Below are 22,175 nucleotides of genomic sequence, written 5' to 3'. Positions count from 1 at the left end.
TTAACAACCGCCCGAATTTCCGGACAAAAAAAACGCTGCCGGACTGCCTGAAACACCAGAACCATTCGACCGCGTCGTTGCCAAGCTTATATAATCAGGCCGGCAACATAGTCAACAGGAAAAATTAAAAAAATGCGGAACGCTCAATATAACTTTAATGAAATATGAACACAACAAAAAAGCAATTTTCTGCCGCATAATTTTTCCTTGCCCCACCGAAGCGGGAGGCGCAAAATCTAAAAAAATCACCCATAAGTCAAGCGCATTTTTCGTTTTTTTTATTTTTTATTTACGCGTCCTCAAATAAGATCAAAAAAATCAACGGGAAAGCAGGATAGAAAGATCAAAAACAATGCCAGCTCCTAAAATAGGAATTGCCCTTGGAAGTGGGGTCGCGAGAGGTTGGGCCCATATCGGCGTTCTGCGTCGCCTTGAAAAAGAGGGAATCAAGCCGGACCTCATTTGTGGGACATCAATAGGGGCAGTTGTGGGAGGTATCTATCTCGCAGGAGAGTTGGACGCCCTCGAAGATTGGGCCCGCAATCTTGGTAAAATCAATTTATTCCGCTTTCTGGACCTTCGCCTGAGTGGCGGCAGCCTAATTTCGGGCCGTAAATTATTTCGAATAATTGATGATGCAATTGGCGACATACAGATCGAAGATCTTCCGATTCCCTTTGCCGCGATCACGACCGAGCTTGGAACAGGCCATGAAATCTGGGTCCGTCATGGACATTTGGGAAATGCCATTAACGCCTCATATGCACTTCCTGGTCTATTTGCGCCCAAGGAAATTGACAACAGATGGTTGATCGACGGAGCGCTGACCAACCCTGTTCCCGTTTCTGTTTGTCGCGCGTTAGGCGCACGATTGGTCATTGCAGTCAATCTCAATGCAGATGTTTTTGGAATGACGAATGTCGGAGAAGATGAGGAAACGCTCCAGGAAAATGCGCCACCTATGGATCACAGCATTCTAACCCCAATGTCCCCGCTAAACCTGATGAAGCACAAGTTTTTCGACAAAGCTGGCTCGGAGCCCAGCATGTTTGGCGTCATGATGTCTTCATTGAATATAGTTCAGGATAGATTAAGCCGCTCCCGTCTGGCTGGAGATCCCCCAGATGTCACGATCGCCCCAAGGTTAGCCCATAGAGGCCTTTTAGAATTCGATAAGGCTGCTGAAATGATTCAAGAAGGTGAAAATGCGGTTGAGCGATCCCTGCCTTTTCTGCAGCATGCGTTAAAAGTATTGTCCTAAATCACGCAGACCCAAGAATCAGCCTGTTGCGATATAATCTCTCATAGCTGCGGCTTCACGCTCAACCTCATCGATCCTGTTCTTCACAACGTCGCCGATGGATATGAACCCGCACAGCTTTCCCCCTTTCATAACAGGGAGATGCCGGATTCTTTTCGTTGTCATCAAAGACATGACGTCATCGATCGTATCAGAAGGTGCACACGTGATAACGTTAGTTGTCATTAAAGCTGACGCTTTCATATCAAGGCAACCACCACCACTGCGCGCGAGTTCACGAACTATGTCACGCTCCGACACAACTCCCAGAACTTCATTTGCATCGTTAGTCACAAGAATGGCCCCGATACCATGCTCATTCAGCTGAGCCGCGACAGCAGCAATACTGTCATCCGCATCGGCAGTGATAATATTTTCCCCTTTGCCCTTCAGAATACTTGCGACATTCATCTCTAACCTCCAGCATAACAAACGATTGAAACGCAACCCTTGCGCTAAATGATACCATCAAATTAGAGAACACTCAAATATTTGGTTAATTTAATATTAAGGAAAAGGAAGATTTTGATCCGCATCATCCTCTACTATTTCAGCATCCTGTATCGGTGGTCCAATAACAATCGTAACTTCACCTTTGAGTTTCTTGCCGTCAAATTGAGAAATTACATCCACCAATTGCCCACGATAGATCTTCTCGAACTTCTTTGTCAGCTCTACACAGACTGCAACCTGCCTATCTCCCAGAACTTCTGCGGCAATTTTCAAGATTTTGGCAACTCGAAATGGCGATTCAAAAAAAGCAATTGCGCCGGGTGTTTCAGCAAATGTTTTCAAGATCTTACGCTGACGGCCCGGCCGTCGGGGCAAAAACCCGAGGAAGCTAAAAGTTGGAATAGGCAACCCTGAAACCATAAGCGCAGTAATCACTGCACTGGGCCCTGGTAAAGCCTCGACCCGATACCCTGCTTCTATTGCTGCGGTCGCTGCCCGTTGTCCCGGGTCACTAATGCCGGGTGCACCCGCATCAGACGTTAAACCGACATTCATTCCATCCCGTAGAAGTGAAAGAATTCGTCCTACTGACCTGTCTTCATTATGTGCATGGCAAGAAAATATAATTTGCGGACTTTTTAAATCGTGCCGCTCAAAAATTTTACGCGTGTGCCGCGTATCCTCACACGCCAGAGCGTCTACAGACTGCAATGTCCGGACAGTGCGATACGAGATATCTTCCAAATTTCCAATGGGAGTTGGGATCAGGAATAGGGTCGGCTCTTGAGTAAATTCAGTTTCATCCATAATTTTCAAAGAACATATTCCGACAAAGATGGCAATCAAAACCAAAGCACTATTTCCACCAGTCCGCAGTTTCTTGTATATTGAAGAAATGAAAGTCCACGACAACCATCCAGCAAAAGACCCACAGGTGCTATCCCTACACCGATTATGCTTTCCCACTGATAGCGAAGCACGTCTGGTTGAACAATTGCATCTGGACGGAGATGCCAGCCTTTCTTTAGCTGCAACTGTATCTGAGACACTCATCGGCCATGTCCTTTTCTCTCAGATGAAAGCTCCCTTTAGAGCACTTGCTCTGGCACCAGTCGCGGTCACACCCGAATACCGCTGCCGGGGTATAGCCGCAAAGCTCATTGAAACTGGTATCCATAAGGCAACAAAAGAGGCTGGCAGGGAGTTTTCGTCCTAGGTGATCCGAACTATTATGGAAGATTTGGCTTTAAAAGGGAGCTTGCCCGCGGCTTCAAATGCCGTTTTCAAAGTGATTACCTGATGGCACTGGCACTTGGAAGTGATACTCTGCCTGTGTCTGACGGAAACATTGAATACGCATCTGCTTTCTCACTTTTTTAAAGAAAAGCAAATCTCAGGAAATGATTTCAACAGTCACATCGCTCAATAACTCACGCACCCAGCGATGGAACGCCACCCGATCAGATGTTGCATGCCAATAAAGTTGCAGATCCAAAGATGGCGCCTTAAATGGCAGCGGGAAGACTTTGCATGAATATAATGCCGCCAGCCGAGAGGGTGCAGAGAGAATCAAATCACTGTCTTCGAGCATGGCAAATGCCGCCTGATGATGCTGTAATCTGACAACATGATTTCGGCGTTTCCCGATTTGCCCAAGTCCCAAATCCGCAACCCCTCCACCACGCCGCCTGTAGGAAACATGGATATGTCCTGCGTTTAAATAGTCTTCAAGAGTCATCTCAGCCTTTTGAGCAAGTGGGTTTTTTGGGGATACGGCGCAGACCTGCTGATCAGATAAAAGTCGGGCCTGCTCAACATCACCATCAAGAGCCATGGGAATATCAACCGCAAAGTCCACCTCATTCGACAGAATTTTTGCTGATAGTTCGCGGCGGTGTATCTGGAACACCTGTACTGAAATATTGGGCGCTTCCCCTCTTAGTCGACGAATGAATTGAGGCAATACAACCGTTTCAGCTATATCCCCAGCGCTGATCCTTATCGCGCCAGTCGCTTGGGCAGGATCAAAGGGGGCTTGCGTATTCACTGTTCCATGGATTTGTTCCAAAGCCAATTTGATCGGCCCGATCAATTCTTCCGCTCTGGCTGTTGGGTTCATCCGATTTCCCGAATGCACAAAAAGTGGATCCCCCAGCAATCCACGCATTCTCGCCAATGCGTTACTCACAGCAGGTTGCGTTTTATTCAGCTTTTTAGCAGCACGCGTTAGATTCCCTGTTTCGTAAATTATCACGAAAACCGGGAACAAGTTCAGGTCGAGATTTTGAAGAGCGACGTCATTCATCATCTTTATGACTAATCATAACAAATATAAATTTTGTTTATTCTACGCATCATTTTAAGTTCGGTCCATATCAACTTTTAAAGAGGGCGACTAATGTCTGAGAAAGCAGAAGATTTAAAGCGGCGTGTGGAAGCATTTATGAATGAATATGTCTACGCTGCAGAGGCTGAATACCACGATCACATCGAAAACTCCGGCAATCGCTGGAGCATTCCGCCAATCATGGAAGAATTGAAGAAAAAAGCCAAAGAGCAAGGGCTTTGGAATCTCTTTCTCGCAGAATTTGACGAATATGGATCAGGCCTAACCAATCTCGAATATGCGCCACTTGCAGAGATAATGGGGCGCTCACTTATCGGAGCTGAACCTTTTAACTGTAGCGCGCCAGATACCGGCAACATGGAAGTTTTGGCACGGTATGGTACAGAGGAGCAAAAACAGAAATGGCTGATCCCATTGTTAAATGGAGAAATCCGGTCCGCCTTTGCTATGACGGAACCCGCCGTTGCCTCCTCTGATGCGACAAATATTCAGTGCTCTATCAAAAGAGAGGGGGACGAATATGTAATAAACGGTCGAAAATGGTGGATAAGTGGTGCGCCCGACCCAAGATGTAAAATCTTTATTTTAATGGGTAAAACAAACCCGGACGCACCTCGTCATCAACAGCAAAGCCAGATTTTGGTGCCCCGAGATACACCTGGCGTTACTATAATCCGGCCGATGAAAGTCTTTGGTTCTGACGACGCACCCCATGGACATGCAGAAATAGAATTTAAAAATGTACGTGTCCCAGTCAGTAACCTTATTGGCGAAGAAGGTGGTGGTTTTGCAATAGCGCAAGGGCGCCTGGGACCCGGCAGAATTCACCATTGTATGCGACTTATCGGATGCGCACAGCGGCACTGGAGTTGATGTGTCAACGCGTGGAAAACAGAGTTGCGTTTGGAAAAAAACTAAGCGAGCAGGGCTCCATCCGTGAAGACATTGCAAAATCAGTTTGCGAAATTGAACAGGCTCGTCTGCTAACAATGTCAGCAGCCAAAAAGATGGATGAAGGTACTTATAAAGATGCCAAAGACATAATTGCGATGATTAAGATTGTTGCCCCGACCATGGCGCAAACGGTTATAGATCGCGCAATTCAGGCTCATGGCGCAATGGGTTTGAGCAAGATACGTTTCTTGCTGAAGCTTTTGCCTATGCGCGTACTGTTCGTTTTGCAGATGGCCCCGACCAAGTTCACATGAACTCACTGGGCAAACAGATTGTAAGGCGATACGCAGGGTGATTTTTCAATAAAACGCTAACTGCATTTATGGCCCTTCGGGGCCATATTTTTTGTCTGCTCTCAAAGAAAAACCCTTGTCCGCCGGACAAGGGTTCCCAGATAGTCAGGCCATTTTATTTTTATTTCTGCCTTGGCCCTGGCATCTTTTATATCCTAAATCCGATATGCAAAGATGGTTTCGAACCCCTACATTCAGATCTCATCCCGGAAGGAAGCACCGGACTTAATGCTTTCACCCCAAAAATGGAGCGCCTTCCTTCTCACTGACAGTTTCCTCAACCTAGAGAAATAGGAGACAGTTCAGACCAATCCTGGATCTTTTTGTCCAGTTCTCTGATCTTTAAGAATACTAGCACGGCTTTTCTCAAATGACAAATTGTCATTTTTGACATTTATTCATTTTTTAGATCCTCACGCATTATAATTTTAAAAAATTCAATTTTTTCATACCTTTAGTTACAAAAAATAACCAAAAAAAATTCATTTACTAAAAATCCGCTTAAATTTTCTACTTTTGGATTTTCCCCTTAAAGGGGCATTTGCAAGAACTAATCACCTCAAAAGAGTATCTATTTTGTGAAAAACGTTGAAATTGTTAGGCTTTTCTGTGATTCTATCATTCGTGAATGTTTTTAACGTCTACTCACAAAATGATGGGTTCATATAATGCGCTTCTGGCCATGCCAAATAGCAGCAATCATTGTCATGGTAACGCTGCTTAGTGAAGCACCGGTACAAGCAGAGGCGGCTAAGGACGCATATCTGAACGGCGATCATGCAAAAGCTTTTACCCTATGGCAAAGAGCCGCTCACGCTGGTGAAGCCGAAGCCCAATTTAATCTGGCGTATATGTATGAGAATGCGCAAGGCACCAAGCGGGATCTTTTTGCCGCAGCAAAATGGTATGAACTTGCCGCTGGGCAAAATTATCCTATGTCTCAACAAATGCTGTCAAACGTTCTCAGAAAAATTGACCGCGAGAGTCAAAAAGCTCTGCTAAAGTGGCTACCCAAAGCAGAAGCTGGAGATCCAAACGCTCAACTGGCTGTTTCTCAAGTGTTAGTGAGCAAAGAGCTAACATCAAGGGACGATGTTGAAGCACTGAAATGGTTGTTGCTTGCTGAAGCAGGAACAAAAAACTCCACAACATACAAACGCATCATCCGATTAAAGGAAAAACTTATTAGCATGCTTGATACTCAGCAGGTTTCAGATGCGAAGGATAGAGTTGAAAACTGGAAAAAACTACGAGAAACGATCCGGTGACCTAGACGCAGCAGAAAAATTGGCACGGTAACTGCATTACGTTTCACGAGTAAAATTCTATCTTAATGTTGGAGGTTGCCGTGCTTCACACACCACACCTAAATCAGTCCGTCCCCAATCGATTTGAACAAAGAGATTCTTTTCGAATTTCAAACCCTGCTCTTCAGGTTGAAATAGATGGCACCTATTTTTTAACTGAAAATTGGTCGCTCAATGGATTGCTGATTAAAGGACTGAAAGAAGATATCGAACTGGACCAGCAAATTCAGGGCACATTTGGACCTGATAAGTCCGCCGAATTATGCAAATTCAGCGGACGCATTGTCCGAATTGACCTGAAAAACAAGCAGTTTGCTATCGAACTGGATGGAACCAGCAAAGAAGTAGCAGCGTTACTGCCTTTTTGGGTTCTTAAATACGGCACCAGATAGAAGTCTTCGCACGATTTAAACGGAGCGGTTTTTATCCATCAACTGCTCCGCATGCTCGGTAATCGTATCAAGTGCATTTTTCCAACTTCCTTTAGCGAGTTGTTGCGCCACTTTGGTTGCGTTTGATTTCAACCTGGATTCATTGATAACTTTCTTTAGCAGTTTCACAAGTGGTTCCAGTTCAATCTGATTTGATACGGGCACAGCACAGCCATGCTCCTTCATCAGCTTGCTGTTAAGCCCGGTTTCGGAATGGGTAGGGAATGTGATTTGAGGCCTTCCAGTCATTAAGCATGCGGTTGAAGTTCCCCCGCCGCCGGAATGGATCACAAGAGAAGCCTTTGGAATAATTTCACTGAAATCCGCAGGCTGCGTCAGCATTTCAATATTCCCCTGATTAAATGCCTTTATCGTATTATTGTGAGCATCCCTTACGAAAGCAGTGGTTTTAACGCCTACTTCCTGTAAAGCTTTCAAGATGATGTTGTCCGGCCCAGCTTCATAAGCCATATACAAGAACACATGGTTTTCAGCTGGCACAGGTGCAAATTCAAGCTGTCTTCGATAGGCCCGATCTGCTGTTCCTTTCGATAACTTGCATAAGGATCCAATTGCGGAACCGTACAGACATACTGCCCTTCAGTGTCAAATATCTGTGGCAAAAATTCCAACGGCATGGCACCAATACCCGATAGGGCTTCGTTAAAGATGTCGAGCAGCTTAGACTGTGGAGCCAAAGGCTTTCCCGTCGCAATAACTGGCGGATATTCCTCTAAATGCGAGGGAGGGAGCGTAAAGCCATTTCCAAAATTAATCATCGGGTACCGGCGCCGAATAGCTGCACTCAAACCCGGACTATGATCTGCGATCACGACATCTGGCTTTACAAGTTCAGTTAAATCAGCCCAAGCCCCAAAAAATCCACTGAGATTTTCCTTAAAACCAAAGCCCTGCCGCGTCATTACATCTGCATAACTTGGCGTAGGCATGCGATTGATATCCTTACCCGGCAAATTCAGCCAAAAAGGAGCCTGTACAAGTTTGTAGTCTGTGCCTTTGAAGGCGCGCTTGGTCTGGATCAAGTTGCGTACAGCAAACACAATTTCATGCCCATTGGCATGTAATCTATCCGCGATACGTTTCATCGGGTAAATATGCCCCAAATTGGCACCAAATTCAGACCCGAACAGAACCCTGCCCATATCCCCTCCTCTCAACGTGAACCCTTTACCAAATGAATACAATCATCAATGATGGTAAAGAACAAGTTACACAAACACAGATCACTTGATGCGAAAGCCTGTTTTGATGACCAATATTTCGGCCTTGATGACCCCAGCACTCATACTCGACCCTGTCCGCATGGAATCAAATATTGCAAAAATGGCTCGAAAATTATCCACCCACAACGTCCAGATAAGACCCCACCTGAAAACCAGTAAGTCGTCTGAGATCGCAAATAAAATCGTTTCACCAAATCCCGATGCCAAAATCACAGTTTCTACGTTGTTGGAGGCCGAGTATTTCTTCAATTCAGGTTATCGCGATATTCTCTATGCCGTGTCGATTACTCCGGAAAAACTGACGCCGGTTTACGATTTAAATCAGGCTGGAGCCAAAGTGACCATATTGCTGGACAGCCCGGAAATGGCAAATACAGTGGCCGAAGAAGGGGGCAGACTAAACACAACCTTTTCTTGCCTGATTGAAATTGACTGTGATGGCAAACGAGCTGGATTAAAAGCATCTGATCCAGAAATTCTGACAATTGCGTCCATGCTTGAAAAGGCAAAGGGGGCAGAATTTGCTGGCGTCATGACACATGCGGGCGGGTCCTACTACTGCCAAACAGTTGAGGAAATTGAAGCATTTGCCGAAAAAGAACGTTTAGCGGTCTGTGACGCAGCGAGCCGTCTTCGCGAAGCTGGCTTTGAATGCAAAACAGTCAGTGTTGGCTCCACACCAACGGCAACATATGCGCACTCTTTCGAAGGGGTTACAGAAGTTCGCGCAGGAGTTTATGTCTTTCACGATATGGTCATGCAATCCCTTGGAGTGTGTGAGCATTCAGACATTGCACTCTCTGTGCTGGCGAGTGTGATCAGCCACAACAAGCCCAATAACCGAATTTTGATTGACGCTGGCAGCCTCGCCCTTTCCGCCGATCCAGGTAAGCCTAACAAAAATGGGCAACATCACTTTGGTCAGGTTTGCACCGCAAAGACATGTGAATTGTTGCCAGACCTCTTTGTAAACAGTTGCAATCAGGAACACGGACTGATCAGCCTGTCAGACACTCAATACAGTTTTGACGACTTTCCCATTGGATCCAAAGTGCGTATCCTACCAAATCATGCCTGTATAACCAGCGCAGCCTATAGCGGATACCATGTAACCGATCCTTCAGGAAAGGTTTTGGATTTTTGGCGTCGCTGCAACGGATGGTCGTCGCAAATCTGATAGTTCTTGACTGATACGAAGCAGACCCCTAGCCTGAGTTTGAAAATATTATTACTCCTGAATATTCCTGTTGGGAGAGATTGACTCATGTCAGCGCCGAAGGAGCAACCGCCCCGGAAACTCTCAGGCAAAAGTACCGACAGGAAGTGACGGCTCTGGAGAGCGAGTTTAATTGACTCCACCGAAGAGGTACCCGGGCAACCCGGTAATCTTTCAGGTTCATGGACAGAGGGGGCACTGAACAATTGCCAGCGCATCGCGCAGTGCATTAGGGAGTGCCAAGATGACAAAAACTGACAAACCGGGTTTAGGTAATGTGAGGCCAGTTGTGGCCAGTATAGTACGCGACCCTGCGCCGGTTCCAACGTCACAGCTTGATGTCAATATCAGTGTTACTGACCTATATACTATAGGGATTGGCCCTTCTTCATCGCACACAGTTGGACCAATGCGCGCCGCCCGACGATTTTGCGATCTGCTTGCTTCCAATGAACTACTGCGCCGCTGCAAGCGGGTTATTGTCGAGTTGTATGGCTCCCTTGCCCTTACGGGTCATGGCCACGCTACCGATATAGCCATTTTGATGGGACTGTCGGGAGAGTCTCCATCCAAAATCGATCCGGATACCATTGACCAAAAAGTAGAAGATATTCGCACGAATAATAGGCTTAACCTGGCAGGAAAACATAGGATCATCTTCTATGAGGACGATCATCTGCTGTTTTTAAAAGATAAAATCCTCGAAGAGCATTCAAATGGAATGCGTTTTTTTGCCTACTCTGAAGACGGAGAATTACTGGCAGAGAAGGACTATTTCTCTGTTGGTGGCGGATATGTGGTTTCACATGATGAAGGTGATCGTGCTGAAAGCAGAGGTCACAATATTCAACTTCCCTATCCATTTACATCGGCCGCAGAACTTCTGAAGATCGGCAAAGAAACCGGCCTTACAATTGCCGAAATAATGCGTGCGAATGAAAGCGCCTGGCGAGACAACCAAGAGACGGATACATTTCTTGATCAAGTCTCGAACGCTATGATTGAGTGCATTCAACGTGGCTGCGAGACGCAAGGAGTGCTTCCCGGTGGTTTAGACGTAAAAAGACGGGCTTCATCGCTATACAAAGAACTTATGGCAAACCCCGAACGGGCATCTCGTGATCCTTTGACTGTATTGGATTGGGTTAATTTATATGCTCTTGCAGTGAATGAAGAGAATGCAGCAGGTGGGCGGGTGGTCACAGCCCCAACAAATGGAGCAGCTGGGGTGATACCTGCTGTATTAAAATACTATCAGCGTTTTTGCCCCGGGGTTACAACCGAGGGGACAAGAAACTTTTTGCTTACGGCGGCTGCCATTGGTTCAATTTATAAAAAGAGGGCGTCAATTTCTGCAGCAGAGGTTGGTTGTCAAGGTGAAGTTGGCGTCGCCTGCTCAATGGCCGCAGGAGCCTTGACCGCTGTTTTGGGAGGCTCAAACGAGCAAGTGGAAAATGCCGCGGAAATCGGAATGGAACATAATTTGGGACTGACCTGCGATCCTATAGGCGGCCTTGTCCAAATCCCCTGCATCGAGCGGAACACCATGGGAGCTATGAAAGCAATCAATGCAGCGCGACTTGCACTTGCCGGAGATGGGACACATGTCGTGTCCCTTGATGAAGTCATTGAAACCATGCGCCAAACGGGAATGGATATGCTCAGCAAATACAAAGAGACATCACAAGGCGGGTTGGCAGTAAATGTTGTGGAATGTTAAGGGTCAGACTTCCTCAGTAAGGATTTTCTGGACGAAATAAGGTAATGCAAACGCAGCCTTGTGAACTTCAGGATTGTAATAGTCCGTAGAAATCCCGGATGACAGATATCTTTCGGCCAAGAGCCCCAGATCCTGACTGCGAAGGGATTTATTATCGGTTGCCCACCCAAAAGCAAGAGAGCCGCCAACGTAACTGGGAATTGCCGCCATGTAGAAAGACACATCCGTAAATAATGAGCCTAACCGATCAAAGCTATTACGTAATTCTTCAGGTTGCACAAACGGGACACCATTTTGTGTCACGATTATCCCCCCTCATTCAAACAGGATTTGCAGTCTGTGTAAAATTCCTGACTATATAACACTTCCCCAGGGCCATACGGATCAGTTGAGTCAATTATAATCACATCCCATTTCTTACCTGTCGCTTTCACAAAACTGCAGCCGTCTGCCACTACAATTTCGAGCCGAGGGTCCTCAAACGCACCTCCGCTGACGGTTGGCATATATTTCGCTGAAAGATCAATAACAGTGCGGTCTATATCTACCAATGTGGCCGAAATGCCTGCATGCTTCAACACCTGCCGGGCGGCACCACCGTCACCACCACCAATAATTAAAACGGATTGAACATTGCCATGCGCGAGGATCGGTACATGAGCAAACATTTCATGATAAATGAATTCGTCTTTTTCAGTGGTTTGGACAGCCCCATCCAATGACATAACCCTGCCAAAGCGGTTATTTTCGAAGATCATCAGATCTTGGTGTTCGGTTTTATCACGGTAGAGTATTTCACCAACTTCCAGTGCCAGATTAACTCCCGCATGTAAGCCTTCATCGAATACTTCAATCATGCGATCACACCTCTTTTGATGTCATTGACCTGTATGGTTTGTGGTTTAAAGGCTTCCTTTAAAATCGGAATACATTTGTGCGGCTCTGCTTTACCACACATAAAAATATCCAGCGCCATGTAATTCTGATCTGGCCAACTGTGAAATGTAATATGACTCTCAGCCAGTACAACAACACCGGAAAGGCCGTTAGGCTCAAAAGCGTGAATATGAAAATGAAGCAGTGTCGCTCCTGCCGCCTGAACACATTGCCTTAATGACTTCTCAATAAGGTCAGCGTCATTCAGATTGCTGGCGTCCCAAAGATCAATAATTAAATGAGTTCCGGCAAAGACCAGCCCATCCCGTTCGACAAAATAATCAGGTTTGGCGGTTTCATTTAGAATTTTTCCACCGTCCATATCCGTAATTTTCGACACTTTGGCCATAATTCATGCCTTCATCTATAGATGGATGTAATTTTGATGGCGCGTTATCGCGAAAATCCGGCGGGAATACAAGGAAAAACTCTCTCACTTCCAACCAAGGCGCACATCAAATATTCCTTTGAACACTTGACCAATTTCACACCTCACCTCACATTAAGGTATCGGGCGCGCAACAAGAAAGTGAGATATATGATCAAAGGCCTCCATCACAACGCTTATCGTTGCAGAAACTCTGAAGAAACGCGGGCATTTTATGAAGACTTTCTTGGGCTACCGCTCGTTCGGGCCTTTGGCATCGAAGAAAGCAAAACCGGCCGTGAGACTGAGGCACTCCATACATTTTATCAGCTTGATGATGGTTCCGCCCTCGCGTTCTTTGAAGTCCCTGATATGCCTTTCGAATTCAAAACCCAGCACGACTATGATTTGCATATCGCCTTGGAAGTCACGATGGATGATTTGCTGGCAATGTTCGAAAAAGGAAAACAGTCCTGCATTGAGACACGAGGGATAGCTGATCACGGATTTATTAAATCCATTTATTTCAGAGATCCGAATGGATACGTTATCGAGCTTACAGCCCCTGTAGAAGAAAGTGATAGCATAAATCCGAAAAAATCGGCACATGACGTATTGAAGAAGTGGTCTGATAAACACGGGTGATTAACACCTTATATCCAGCGGCTTGATCTGATAGATATAGTCATCACCCCTTTGCTGGATAAAAAACTATGTATCTAAAACTGTTTCAAATTATTTCACTATTCATGCTGTTCAGTGGAATTTCATCACTGGCCCATGCGACGCTAAACGATAGATACATTGGTTATTATTATCCAGCTCCAAACCAGACTGAGCTGTATTGCTCACGCGTTCCCAACCTTAAAGATGCTAATAAAAGACGCCGTGTCGGTTTTATCATTGGCATCAAAGAAGGTATGAACAAACAACCTTATGAAAGCCCATATGCAGTATTTGCTAAAGGTAACGAGAGCACGAAATTAATTATTATTTCAAAGCAGGATGGTTATTTGGGAACCGTATATCGAGCTAGAGCATTACTCGCTGATCTGTCGACAAGTGCGCGAACCACGCCCATTTTTGCGCAATCTAACGCGCCGGAAGAGCTCACTTTTCTCGACCTTATAGGCTTGCTCGGTTTTAAGTCGGTAACCCTCAGTGACGGCGATGCATTTGCACATCAGATACTAATTCTACCCAATCAGCACCCAAAATGCCCGGGAAATTCTACAAACTAATCGCAGAACAGAAGCTCAGCTCTGCGCGGTAATATTTCTGTTAAAAGGACAATTAAGTGCAAGACTAAAGTTTCTGCTTATCTGTGCGGGTTCTATCCAATGTTGCGAATGAGCGGGCATCCAGCGCCTCGGCCACCTCTGTCGCCATTTTCAATGTACGGATAATTGTTGGGAGTAATACAGCAATTATATTCCGGTCCATGCCACGAACCTTTTGGGCGTCCCTGACCTCGTGAACAATCTCCCCAAGCACTGGTATAAATCGAATAGCCAAGGTTATTGCGAGGCTGACCTTTTCAATTGCAACCCACTTGGCAAGTGGTCTTAACCCCGCCTCAATTGCCTCCACCATCTCAGACACGCGTGTGGTGACAGTTACCAGCCCAGCGGCCAAGATCAAAATCGAAAACCGAACAACAACAAATACGGCAATCTCAAACCCGACCATGAAATACTGGGCAATAAAAATTAAAAGTAAAAGAAACAGGGCCGGTTTTAATTGTCGATACGCCACCCGCAGCGGGATTTGAGCAATGCAAAAAAATGCTACAAGGAACACGCCACAGAAACCGAGCCCTGCCAAATCCTCAACTGTGAATATTAAGGTGCCAAAAATAATAAGCGCTGCAAGTTTGACACCTGCAGACAAACGATGAACAATCGACCCTGATGGATAATAAAAGTTGGTCATTTTTGACACAAATTGCGATATGCAGATATCACTTCTTTCGGATTTCCATCCGCATATACCTTGCCATTATGGATACAAATAACTCTATCAAAATGTGTTATCTGCTCTAGGTCATGGGTTGCCATAATGACTCTTTGAGATAGTTCATTGATATGCTCCATTAACACACGTTTTTTGCGTAAATCGAGTAAAGTCGTTGGCTCATCCATAACAACATAATTGGGTCGCATAATCAGTACGCCCAGCAATGCAACCATCTGTTTTTCACCACCGCTCAGCTGATGAGTGAGACGATCCCCTAAATACTCCAGATCATATTCAAGCAGAGTCTCTTCAATCTTCTGCTCTATCTCAGTCTTTGAGTAGCCAATATTTTTAAGGCCAAAAGCCAGATCCTCGCGCACATTTGGGTACACTATTTGATTGTCAGGGTTTTGAAAAACAAACCCTACCCTTGCCCGCACTTTTCGTCCATCAGCCTTAGTATCATAATTATCAACAACTACTGTGCCGGATGATGGCAGTTGCAACCCATTCAGCAGTCGCGCAAATGTACTTTTTCCTGAACCATTTTGCCCGATAATTCCAATTCTATTCTCCTCCAAATTCAATGAAATTGAGGACAGAATGCTACGACTGTCGAGCGTAACACTCACGTTGTCTATTGAAATCATTTAAAGGCTTCACCCTATTTCGTGATTATCGGTTAATAAGCGGGTATGATTTTTTCACCTGAATTACGACAAATGCCGAAACAACGGCTTTAATGATGTCACCAGGAACAAATGCCATTGACGCCGTGAACGCTTTGAGAAATGGCATTTGTGCAGCAATTGCGAGCCAAGGAATTCCGATGAGGTACACAATAAAAATTCCGCCTACAATTGTCGCTGCCATGGCCCAAACAAAATTCAGCCTTTCCCAATTCTGCTCAACAATTAATCCTACTATATAGGCCCCAATCACCCAGCTAAAAAGAAAACCAGCACTGACACCCGCAAATACACCCATGCCGCCACGGCCACCCGATAACAACGGCAATCCAACCGCTACCAACACAAGGAACAATACAACTGAAAGTGCACCTCGCTTAGCACCGAGAATACCACCGGCCAACATAACACCCATTGTCTGGGCAGTTATGGGCACACCAATATTGGGAAGCGTTAGAGGGGGCACGGCCCCTAAACCCGCCAGTAAAGCAGCGAAGAGGGCAATATAGACGACGTCTTTCGTATTCATGGAACTTCCCTTACTTTCCGAACCGCTGGATTGCCCCCCCTCAAGACGTTCCGAGCGATCACTTAATCAATATGCTCTGCAGAGAGTTTTAGCCCTCGCTCTCAAGCGATGTCCAGTATTATCTGCCTCGTTATATACACATACTTATGAGATTCATAAGCAGGACCCTACGTGATTAACCAAAACGTAGGGAACCATTGGTTACAGAAAATCCTTGAGCAGTAATTCCTTTTAAGGAGACTAAGACTTTCCCCGTATACTTGTGAGTGTCAAAGCTGGAGTGCTTGCCTCAGGATCGGTCTTAATATGGATGAGAGCTGTTTTTTCACTCTCAACAGCACGCTCATATGCCGCATCAAATTCTGACGTCTCATTTACTGTCTCTGCATGCGCCCCATACGCGCGAGCAATTGCAGCGAAATCAGGATTTCTCAAAGCTGTCCCACTAATTCGATCTGGATAATCCCGTTCCTGATGCATGCGAATAGTTCCGTAAACTCCGTTATCAATTAGCAAAACAATTATTTTCGCCCCTGCCTGCACTGCGGTTCCAAACTCCTGCATGGTCATCTGAAAACAGCCATCACCTGCAAAGCAAATAACTTCCTTTTCAGGACACCTGAGTTTCCCTGCTATTGCTGCAGGCAAGCCATACCCCATCGAGCCAGAAGTCGGTGCGAGCTGACTACCGAACTCCCGAAAACGCCAAAAACGATGCACCCAAATTGCATAATTTCCAGCGCCATTTGCAACAATGGCGTTTGGCGCACCCTCGGAGTGTGCTGACAATCGGCCCCATTTGAGCTTGGCCGGGTGTTTCAGGCAAGTCATCTGACCAGTTCAAATAGTCGATATGCGCATTTTCAAAATCAATGAATTTTTTCGACACCGGTAATTCCAGTGCGGCAGAAACAAAATTTTCAGGTGTTGCAACAATGGGCAAATCCGGAACATAAATACGCCCAAGTTCCTCGGCACCGACATGAACATGCACAAGCCTTTGCTTCGGATTCGGAATGTCGAATAGGCTAAACCCCTGACTGGGGTTTTCCGAGAACCTTGCACCCAGCAAAATCACGAGATCGCTATTCTCGATGCGTTGCTTGAGTTTTGGGTTAATACCAAGTCCGACATCTCCCGCATAATTTTGATGAAGGTGGTCAAACAAGTGCTGTCTGCGAAAAGAACACCCAACCGGTAGCCCCCAATTTTCAGCGAACTGATGGACCGCCTTCATTGCGCTTTCGTTCCAACGGCTCCCGCCAAGTAATAGAAATGGCTTCTCAGCAGATTTTAAAAGATACTCAAATTGCCGCATCGCGTCTTTATCTGGCGCGGGAGCTGCAACCTCTACTCGTGGTCCACAAACCTTGTCACAGGTTTCTCGCAACATATCTTCGGGTAACGCTAGAACGACTGGACCGGGACGGCCGCTCATCGCAACATGATAAGCGTGCGATATCACTTCCGGAATACGATCAACATGGTCGATTTCCTCCACCCATTTGGCGAGGTCGCCGAAGGTCTGCCTATAATCTACTTCCTGAAAAGCCTCACGGCCTCTCATGCGACGGCCGATCTGCCCCACGAACATGATCATGGGAGTGCTGTCTTGTTTTGCAACATGAATACCAGAAGCAGCGTTGGTTGCTCCGGGTCCACGGGTGACCATGCAAATACCCGGCCGGCCTGTCAGTTTTCCATCGGCTTCGGCCATCATGCTGCGCCGCCTTCCTGCCGGGCAACAACGGTTTCAATTGGACTGTCATATAACGCGTCGAGTACCGCTAGGTAACTCTCTCCCGGCACACAAAAAACCCGATCTACGCCTTGTGCTTCTAAACATTCTACGATTAACTGTCCGCCGGTTTTCATTATATTCGTCCTTGTTTTGAGCAATGCTAATCACGCCATTCTGTGGTTTATATCATGCCTTTCGCTTCAGAAAAGTTCGTAATACAGGACAATTCAGAATTATCTGCTTCGAAGTTACCTCGCTACCAACCATTAGTTCATTTTATCAGATTGCACGCTGTCAAAAATTTGTAATATAGCCGCTTTATGTAGTCGATATAATCAGTAGAGGCAGGAGTGATCAAATGACGATCAAAGTAGGAATTAACGGGTTCGGTCGTATGGGCCGCCTTACGTTACGCGCCGCGTGGGATAATCCGGAGCTTTCGATCGTACATGTTAACGACCCCGCAGGTGAAGCATTCACATTCGCGCACTTACTGGAGTTTGATTCCGTCCATGGCCGCTGGCCCAAACAGATCGTAACTGACAAAAATTCTATCTTCATCGATGAGCAGAAAGTCAGTTTCACCCAAAATACAGAAATATCGGAAACTGACTGGAGCAACTGCGATATCGTTATCGAAGCGTCAGGTAAATTTAAAACCAAAGCGGCACTACAGGACTATCTTGACATTGGGGTCAAACGCATAGTTGTTACAGCTCCTGTCAAGGATGAGGGGATCTTAAACATCGTAAGAGGCGTCAACGAACATTTATTCGATCCTGGAAAACATCCAATTGTCACTGCCGCATCCTGCACCACAAATTGTCTGGCACCCGTTGTAAAAGTCATTCATGAGACGCTTGGAATAGAACATGGTCCATAACAACCATTCACGACTTAACCAATACGCAATCCATAATGGACACAGCCCACAAGGACTTGCGAAGAGCCCGCTCTTCTCACATGAGCCTCATACCAACCACCACGGGCTCAGCAACCGCAATCACTCAAATCTTCCCGGAGCTGAAAGGCCGTCTGAATGGGCATGCAATTCGTGTCCCCCTTACAAACGCTTCACTTACCGACTGCGTATTTGAGGTGAAGCAGAAAACAACGGTAAGTGAAGTTAATGCGCTGCTCAAATCAGCGAGCGAAACAAAGCTTGCCGGAATTTTGGGCTACGAGGAAAGACCTCTTGTCTCTGTCGATTATCAAACCGACCCACGCTCCAGTGTTGTAGATGCACTTTCCACCATGGTAGTCAATGAAACGCAGGTCAAAATCTACGCCTGGTATGATAATGAATGGGGTTATTCGAACAGAGTAGCCGAGATCGCCAAACTAACTAGTGAAGCCTTATAAGATCGACATGCCATCTGTCTCGCTAAATAGTGCCGTCGGGCAATATACAATCATAACTGCCAATTACTGGGCCTTTACCCTGACGGATGGCGCCTTGCGTATGTTGATCATCCTGTATTTCCACCAACTTGGATACACAGCCTTGGAACTGGCGCTGTTATTTGTTTTCTACGAAGTTTTTGGCGTGGTTACAAACCTACTCGGTGGTTGGTTAGGCGCCAGGCTCGGGCTTAACAAAACAATGAATTTTGGGCTTCTCCTTCAGATTGGCGCGCTAGCCATGTTGTTGGTTCCAAATGAATTCCTGACTGTAATGTGGGTGATGGCAGCACAAGCGATTTCAGGAATCGCAAAAGATCTCAATAAAATGAGCGCCAAAAGTGCGATTAAATCACTGGTTCCGAACAACACAGACAGTACCCTGTTCAAATGGGTTGCCTTACTCACTGGATCAAAGAATGCGCTAAAAGGTGTCGGTTTTTTTATGGGCGGCATTTTACTCGCAACCATCGATTTTCAAGGAGCCATATTCAGTATGGCTGTAGCGTTAAGTGCGATTTTTCTTATCAGCATTTTGTTACTCCGCGGTGATCTTGGCAAAGCCAGAAACAAACCGAAATTTACAGAGATATTTTCAAAAAGCATTCCGGTAAATATTCTATCCGCAGCTCGCCTTTTTTTGTTTGGAGCGCGTGATATCTGGTTTGTTATTGCACTACCAGTGTATTTTACCAGCCAACTGGGTTGGTCGCACAGTTCAATTGGCAGTTTTTTTGCCATTTGGATCATCGGCTATGGGATCATTCAATCGAGCGCGCCTGCTCTTGTTACGCAGGGGAATGCCACAAAACCTGACGGCCACACAGCCTTTAAACTTGTAGTACCGTTAGCAGCTCTCCCAATATCTCTTGCGGCATTAATATACTATCAGTTGCAGATAGAACTCGTACTCGTCATCGGATTATTACTCTTTGGTGTTATCTTTGCTCTCAATTCCGCGGTGCACAGTTTCTTGATTGTTGATTACGCAAAAGAGGATGGCGTATCCATGGATGTGGGGTTTTATTACATGGCCAACGCGATTGGCCGTTTAACTGGCACGGTCCTTTCAGGCCTTCTGTTTCAAGTTTACGGTCTTGAAGTGTGCCTGATTGGCTCCAGCGTTTTTCTAATTTTAGCGGCGGCAATTTCTTTAAAACTGCCGCGCCTGGAAACGCAAAATTCGTAGCTTTGACTACCCTTGCCTTACCTCCACTCAGGCTCCCAATTCCAATCCAGACCTGCAGGCGCACCACCTGAGACAGGATCATTAAACTCTGCTTCGCGCTTTTCCAAAAAGGATTGAACACCTTCCTTGCCATCCCGCATACTGGAATGAAGCATGGTCCTGCTTTCGGCTTGATGAGCTATCATTGGATGAGAAGCCCCCATCATTCGCCAGAGGAGCTGACGGTTTATGGCAACGGACATGGGGCTCGTATCAGTAATCATTTCAGTGGCTAATTCTTCAGCTCTCTCAATTAACGCCTCGGCGGGTACAATTTCACTTACCAACCCACCGTCCAGCGCTTCATTAGCACCAAAAACCTTGCCGGATATCGACCACTGTAAAGCTTTAGGCAACCCTACCAATCTTGGCAAAAACCAACTCGCACAACTTTCAAGCGAGACCCCTCGTTTGGAAAATACGAAACCAAATCTGGCGCGATCAGATGCGATGCGAACATCCATAGGTAACTGCATGGTTGTGCCGACACCAACCGACGCCCCATTTATCGCACCAACCAACGGCTTTTTCATGCGAAACATACGAAGCGTTAGAATGCCACCAACATCCCTGTTGCGTTCCATTTCAGAAGAGTCCGGGTCAATGGTTTCGTCCAGACCAAAAACGTTTCCATCCGAAGACAAATCCATTCCCGCGCAGAAAGCCTTACCATTTCCAGTAAAAATAATTGCCCGAATGCTATCATCATTATCTGCATTATCCAGCGCTTCAATAAGTTCATGGGCCATCTGAACAGTAAAGGCATTCATTTGATCCGGCCGGTTAAGGCGGATGAGGAGAAGATTATTTTTTTGTTCCAACTGTATATGTTTTTCAGCCATTTTATACTCCATTTACCAATACGATACTGCGCGTCCGTTACTAGGTAAAGGCGCATAAAAAAAGCATGCCCCGTTAAGGGCATGCTCCTGCTTCGAGAAAGTGTCCCGATTAGCTGTACCGATATGGCCGCCCAGCTTTTTCCATAGCCGCGTTGTAATCTTTAAAGATTTGAACGACTTTTGCCTTAGTTTCAGATTCAGCAGCAATTTCATCCCAGAATTTGACTGCGGCTTTTTCAACCTGTGCCCATTCTTCATCAGGAATGGAAGTCAGTTCCATCTTTGTGCCTTGTGTCCGCAGATGAGCTTCACCACCCCAATACCACCATTGACGATAATAGTGAGAGCTGTCCATTGTCAGCTTCAACAACTCTTTAAGATGGTCTGGCAACTCCTGATACCGGTCCATGTTAGCGAAGAATGATCCAGCCCATGCACCTGAAATGTTATTTGTCAGGAAGTAGTTGGTCACGTCTGCCCAACCCACAGTATAGTCTTCGGTAATGCCGGACCACGCAATTCCATCAAGCTCACCCGTCTGTACCGCCACTTCAATATCTTCCCAAGGCAGTGTTACAGGCACGACACCAAACTGGCTTAAGAAACGTCCCGCAGTTGGGAATGTGAATACGCGTTTACCCTTAAGATCTTCTAATGAGCGTATTGGATCTTTCGTTGCAAAATGGCAAGGATCCCAAGCACCCGCGGACAAGTGCTTAACACCAACTTTTGAATATTCCTGATCCCAGATCTCACCAAGTCCGTATTGATTAAACAGAACTGGCACATCCAATGAATATCTACTTGCAAATGGGAAATACCCACCGAAAACTGTTACCTCGGTTGGCGATGCCATTGAATCATCGTCAGATTGAACGGCATCAATTGTTCCCTTCTGCATCGCACGGAACAACTCGCCTGTTGGGACCAACTGATCTGCGAAAAACAGCTGGATTTCCATTTCGTCACCAGCAACCTTGTTAAAACTGTCAATTGCTGGTTTGACAACATGCTCTGCAAGCGCTGGACCTGCATAAGTCTGCATCCGCCAAACAATCTTCTTGTTAGCGTGTACAGCTGGCGCCGCAAAACTTGAGGCACTGACAACACCCGCTGCACCGACCCCCGTTAGAAACTTACGTCTATTAGTCATGACTATCTCTCCTTCTGTTAGACTCTCTACCCTGTTAGAAAAGCTTCATTTTCATGAAACCCCATACA

20 protein-coding genes, 4 pseudogenes and 2 riboswitches are annotated in these 22,175 nt (G+C 46.0%); of the genes and pseudogenes, 11 read left to right on the top strand and 13 right to left on the bottom strand.

Annotation, left to right across the window (positions count from 1 at the left end):
* Nucleotides 1–352 precede the first annotated feature (352 nt).
* Nucleotides 353–1,261, top strand: coding sequence for a patatin-like phospholipase family protein (locus JCM23214_RS21810; protein ID WP_051548255.1), 909 nt, complete (start codon nucleotides 353–355; stop codon nucleotides 1,259–1,261).
* Between the two features lie 18 nt (nucleotides 1,262–1,279).
* Here the strand turns inward: JCM23214_RS21810 and JCM23214_RS18180 are convergent, their stop codons facing one another.
* Nucleotides 1,280–1,711 (bottom strand): CBS domain-containing protein, encoded by a 432-nt coding sequence (locus tag JCM23214_RS18180; RefSeq protein ID WP_025900185.1) that lies wholly within the window; start codon nucleotides 1,709–1,711, stop codon nucleotides 1,280–1,282.
* A 96-nt stretch (nucleotides 1,712–1,807) separates the two neighbouring features.
* The gene (gene rsmI / locus JCM23214_RS18175) at nucleotides 1,808–2,560 is read right to left on the bottom strand and encodes a 16S rRNA (cytidine(1402)-2'-O)-methyltransferase (protein ID WP_234397799.1); all 753 of its coding nucleotides are present in this window, start codon (nucleotides 2,558–2,560) and stop codon (nucleotides 1,808–1,810) included.
* Nucleotides 2,561–2,588: 28 nt separating this feature from the next.
* On the opposite strand from rsmI, the gene JCM23214_RS21805 reads away from it, so the two are divergent.
* Nucleotides 2,589–2,969 (top strand): GNAT family N-acetyltransferase, encoded by a 381-nt coding sequence (locus JCM23214_RS21805; RefSeq protein WP_051548254.1) that lies wholly within the window; start codon nucleotides 2,589–2,591, stop codon nucleotides 2,967–2,969.
* A 177-nt stretch (nucleotides 2,970–3,146) separates the two neighbouring features.
* Here the strand turns inward: JCM23214_RS21805 and JCM23214_RS18165 are convergent, their stop codons facing one another.
* A complete protein-coding gene (locus JCM23214_RS18165) occupies nucleotides 3,147–4,061 on the bottom strand; it encodes a LysR family transcriptional regulator (protein WP_025900183.1) in 915 nt (304 codons plus the stop codon).
* A 90-nt stretch (nucleotides 4,062–4,151) separates the two neighbouring features.
* On the opposite strand from JCM23214_RS18165, the pseudogene JCM23214_RS21800 reads away from it, so the two are divergent.
* The 3 genes and pseudogenes from JCM23214_RS21800 to JCM23214_RS18150 all read left to right on the top strand — a co-directional run bounded on the left by JCM23214_RS21800 (nucleotide 4,152) and on the right by JCM23214_RS18150 (nucleotide 7,046).
* A pseudogene (locus tag JCM23214_RS21800) lies at nucleotides 4,152–5,349 on the top strand (acyl-CoA dehydrogenase family protein).
* Between the two features lie 705 nt (nucleotides 5,350–6,054).
* Entirely contained in the window at nucleotides 6,055–6,615 is a 561-nt protein-coding gene (locus JCM23214_RS22925) for a tetratricopeptide repeat protein (RefSeq protein WP_051548253.1), read from the top strand.
* Nucleotides 6,616–6,695: 80 nt separating this feature from the next.
* Entirely contained in the window at nucleotides 6,696–7,046 is a 351-nt protein-coding gene (locus JCM23214_RS18150) for a PilZ domain-containing protein (RefSeq protein WP_148301938.1), read from the top strand.
* A 15-nt stretch (nucleotides 7,047–7,061) separates the two neighbouring features.
* On the opposite strand, the gene JCM23214_RS18145 is transcribed toward JCM23214_RS18150, so the two are convergent.
* A complete protein-coding gene (locus tag JCM23214_RS18145; protein ID WP_025900180.1) occupies nucleotides 7,062–7,556 on the bottom strand; it encodes a glycosyltransferase in 495 nt (164 codons plus the stop codon).
* The gene (locus tag JCM23214_RS18140) at nucleotides 7,520–8,248 is read right to left on the bottom strand and encodes a glycosyltransferase family protein (protein ID WP_025900179.1); all 729 of its coding nucleotides are present in this window, start codon (nucleotides 8,246–8,248) and stop codon (nucleotides 7,520–7,522) included. Before JCM23214_RS18140 ends, JCM23214_RS18145 begins: the two co-directional genes overlap by 37 nt.
* A gap of 88 nt (nucleotides 8,249–8,336) precedes the next feature.
* Here JCM23214_RS18140 and JCM23214_RS18135 point away from each other — a divergent pair, with 88 nt between their 5' ends.
* Together JCM23214_RS18135 and JCM23214_RS18130 are read left to right on the top strand one after the other, a co-directional pair.
* The gene (locus JCM23214_RS18135; protein WP_051548252.1) at nucleotides 8,337–9,506 is read left to right on the top strand and encodes an alanine racemase; all 1,170 of its coding nucleotides are present in this window, start codon (nucleotides 8,337–8,339) and stop codon (nucleotides 9,504–9,506) included.
* A gap of 61 nt (nucleotides 9,507–9,567) precedes the next feature.
* Nucleotides 9,568–9,655, top strand: a riboswitch (glycine riboswitch).
* Nucleotides 9,656–9,745, top strand: a riboswitch (glycine riboswitch).
* 44 nt (nucleotides 9,746–9,789) lie between these two features.
* Entirely contained in the window at nucleotides 9,790–11,265 is a 1,476-nt protein-coding gene (locus tag JCM23214_RS18130) for an L-serine ammonia-lyase (RefSeq protein WP_025900177.1), read from the top strand.
* A 3-nt stretch (nucleotides 11,266–11,268) separates the two neighbouring features.
* Here the strand turns inward: JCM23214_RS18130 and speE are convergent.
* Nucleotides 11,269–12,122: pseudogene (gene speE, locus JCM23214_RS26895) on the bottom strand (polyamine aminopropyltransferase).
* The gene (speD, locus tag JCM23214_RS21785) at nucleotides 12,119–12,550 is read right to left on the bottom strand and encodes an adenosylmethionine decarboxylase (RefSeq protein ID WP_037494003.1); all 432 of its coding nucleotides are present in this window, start codon (nucleotides 12,548–12,550) and stop codon (nucleotides 12,119–12,121) included. Before speD ends, speE begins: the two are co-directional and overlap by 4 nt.
* A gap of 36 nt (nucleotides 12,551–12,586) precedes the next feature.
* Here speD and JCM23214_RS18115 point away from each other — a divergent pair, with 36 nt between their 5' ends.
* Nucleotides 12,587–13,213, top strand: a complete 627-nt coding sequence (locus JCM23214_RS18115; RefSeq protein WP_199899748.1) for a VOC family protein — start codon at nucleotides 12,587–12,589, stop codon at nucleotides 13,211–13,213.
* Between the two features lie 68 nt (nucleotides 13,214–13,281).
* Nucleotides 13,282–13,809, top strand: a complete 528-nt coding sequence (locus JCM23214_RS18110; protein ID WP_025900175.1) for a hypothetical protein — start codon at nucleotides 13,282–13,284, stop codon at nucleotides 13,807–13,809.
* Between the two features lie 64 nt (nucleotides 13,810–13,873).
* Here the strand turns inward: JCM23214_RS18110 and JCM23214_RS18105 are convergent, their stop codons facing one another.
* From JCM23214_RS18105 to JCM23214_RS26890, 4 genes and pseudogenes are all read right to left on the bottom strand, one after another.
* Nucleotides 13,874–14,500 (bottom strand): energy-coupling factor transporter transmembrane component T family protein, encoded by a 627-nt coding sequence (locus tag JCM23214_RS18105; RefSeq protein WP_025900174.1) that lies wholly within the window; start codon nucleotides 14,498–14,500, stop codon nucleotides 13,874–13,876.
* The gene (locus JCM23214_RS18100) at nucleotides 14,497–15,174 is read right to left on the bottom strand and encodes an energy-coupling factor ABC transporter ATP-binding protein (RefSeq protein ID WP_025900173.1); all 678 of its coding nucleotides are present in this window, start codon (nucleotides 15,172–15,174) and stop codon (nucleotides 14,497–14,499) included. Before JCM23214_RS18100 ends, JCM23214_RS18105 begins: the two co-directional genes overlap by 4 nt.
* Before the next feature lie 25 nt (nucleotides 15,175–15,199).
* The gene (locus JCM23214_RS21780) at nucleotides 15,200–15,742 is read right to left on the bottom strand and encodes a biotin transporter BioY (protein WP_037494000.1); all 543 of its coding nucleotides are present in this window, start codon (nucleotides 15,740–15,742) and stop codon (nucleotides 15,200–15,202) included.
* Nucleotides 15,743–15,982: 240 nt separating this feature from the next.
* Nucleotides 15,983–17,617: pseudogene (locus tag JCM23214_RS26890) on the bottom strand (thiamine pyrophosphate-binding protein).
* A gap of 224 nt (nucleotides 17,618–17,841) precedes the next feature.
* Here JCM23214_RS26890 and JCM23214_RS26885 point away from each other — a divergent pair.
* A pseudogene (locus JCM23214_RS26885) lies at nucleotides 17,842–18,845 on the top strand (ArsJ-associated glyceraldehyde-3-phosphate dehydrogenase).
* A gap of 7 nt (nucleotides 18,846–18,852) precedes the next feature.
* Nucleotides 18,853–20,073 (top strand): organoarsenical effux MFS transporter ArsJ, encoded by a 1,221-nt coding sequence (gene arsJ, locus JCM23214_RS18080; protein ID WP_025900172.1) that lies wholly within the window; start codon nucleotides 18,853–18,855, stop codon nucleotides 20,071–20,073.
* Between the two features lie 17 nt (nucleotides 20,074–20,090).
* Here arsJ and JCM23214_RS18075 read toward each other — a convergent pair whose 3' ends face one another.
* Both JCM23214_RS18075 and JCM23214_RS18070 read right to left on the bottom strand, forming a co-directional pair.
* Nucleotides 20,091–20,954, bottom strand: coding sequence for a crotonase/enoyl-CoA hydratase family protein (locus JCM23214_RS18075; RefSeq protein ID WP_025900171.1), 864 nt, complete (start codon nucleotides 20,952–20,954; stop codon nucleotides 20,091–20,093).
* Nucleotides 20,955–21,063: 109 nt separating this feature from the next.
* Complete coding sequence (locus tag JCM23214_RS18070; RefSeq protein ID WP_025900170.1) at nucleotides 21,064–22,107, bottom strand: TRAP transporter substrate-binding protein; 1,044 nt, start codon at nucleotides 22,105–22,107, stop codon at nucleotides 21,064–21,066.
* Nucleotides 22,108–22,175 lie beyond the last annotated feature (68 nt).

The sequence above is a fragment of the Sneathiella glossodoripedis JCM 23214 genome, assembly GCF_000616095.1.
Lineage (GTDB): Bacteria > Pseudomonadota > Alphaproteobacteria > Sneathiellales > Sneathiellaceae > Sneathiella > Sneathiella glossodoripedis.
The sequence above is the reverse complement of the archived record's forward strand: the minus strand, read 5'-3'. Positions and strand labels throughout refer to the sequence as shown.

What these genes read in the sequence shown, in the direction of transcription:
- JCM23214_RS18105 (WP_025900174.1), bottom strand. Translation starts at nt 14,500, where the DNA reads ATGACCAACTTTTATTATCCATCAGGGTCGATTGTTCATCGTTTGTCT.
- JCM23214_RS18145 (WP_025900180.1), bottom strand. Translation starts at nt 7,556, where the DNA reads ATGGCTTATGAAGCTGGGCCGGACAACATCATCTTGAAAGCTTTACAG.
- JCM23214_RS18115 (WP_199899748.1), top strand. Translation starts at nt 12,587, where the DNA reads ATGGCGCGTTATCGCGAAAATCCGGCGGGAATACAAGGAAAAACTCTC.
- arsJ (WP_025900172.1), top strand. Translation starts at nt 18,853, where the DNA reads ATGCCATCTGTCTCGCTAAATAGTGCCGTCGGGCAATATACAATCATA.
- JCM23214_RS18135 (WP_051548252.1), top strand. Translation starts at nt 8,337, where the DNA reads ATGCGAAAGCCTGTTTTGATGACCAATATTTCGGCCTTGATGACCCCA.
- JCM23214_RS18140 (WP_025900179.1), bottom strand. Translation starts at nt 8,248, where the DNA reads ATGGGCAGGGTTCTGTTCGGGTCTGAATTTGGTGCCAATTTGGGGCAT.
- JCM23214_RS21810 (WP_051548255.1), top strand. Translation starts at nt 353, where the DNA reads ATGCCAGCTCCTAAAATAGGAATTGCCCTTGGAAGTGGGGTCGCGAGA.
- JCM23214_RS18165 (WP_025900183.1), bottom strand. Translation starts at nt 4,061, where the DNA reads ATGATGAATGACGTCGCTCTTCAAAATCTCGACCTGAACTTGTTCCCG.
- rsmI (WP_234397799.1), bottom strand. Translation starts at nt 2,560, where the DNA reads ATGGATGAAACTGAATTTACTCAAGAGCCGACCCTATTCCTGATCCCA.
- JCM23214_RS18100 (WP_025900173.1), bottom strand. Translation starts at nt 15,174, where the DNA reads ATGATTTCAATAGACAACGTGAGTGTTACGCTCGACAGTCGTAGCATT.
- JCM23214_RS18180 (WP_025900185.1), bottom strand. Translation starts at nt 1,711, where the DNA reads ATGAATGTCGCAAGTATTCTGAAGGGCAAAGGGGAAAATATTATCACT.
- JCM23214_RS21805 (WP_051548254.1), top strand. Translation starts at nt 2,589, where the DNA reads ATGGCAATCAAAACCAAAGCACTATTTCCACCAGTCCGCAGTTTCTTG.
- JCM23214_RS18110 (WP_025900175.1), top strand. Translation starts at nt 13,282, where the DNA reads ATGTATCTAAAACTGTTTCAAATTATTTCACTATTCATGCTGTTCAGT.
- speD (WP_037494003.1), bottom strand. Translation starts at nt 12,550, where the DNA reads ATGGCCAAAGTGTCGAAAATTACGGATATGGACGGTGGAAAAATTCTA.
- JCM23214_RS18130 (WP_025900177.1), top strand. Translation starts at nt 9,790, where the DNA reads ATGACAAAAACTGACAAACCGGGTTTAGGTAATGTGAGGCCAGTTGTG.
- JCM23214_RS21780 (WP_037494000.1), bottom strand. Translation starts at nt 15,742, where the DNA reads ATGAATACGAAAGACGTCGTCTATATTGCCCTCTTCGCTGCTTTACTG.
- JCM23214_RS18075 (WP_025900171.1), bottom strand. Translation starts at nt 20,954, where the DNA reads ATGGCTGAAAAACATATACAGTTGGAACAAAAAAATAATCTTCTCCTC.
- JCM23214_RS18070 (WP_025900170.1), bottom strand. Translation starts at nt 22,107, where the DNA reads ATGACTAATAGACGTAAGTTTCTAACGGGGGTCGGTGCAGCGGGTGTT.
- JCM23214_RS22925 (WP_051548253.1), top strand. Translation starts at nt 6,055, where the DNA reads ATGGTAACGCTGCTTAGTGAAGCACCGGTACAAGCAGAGGCGGCTAAG.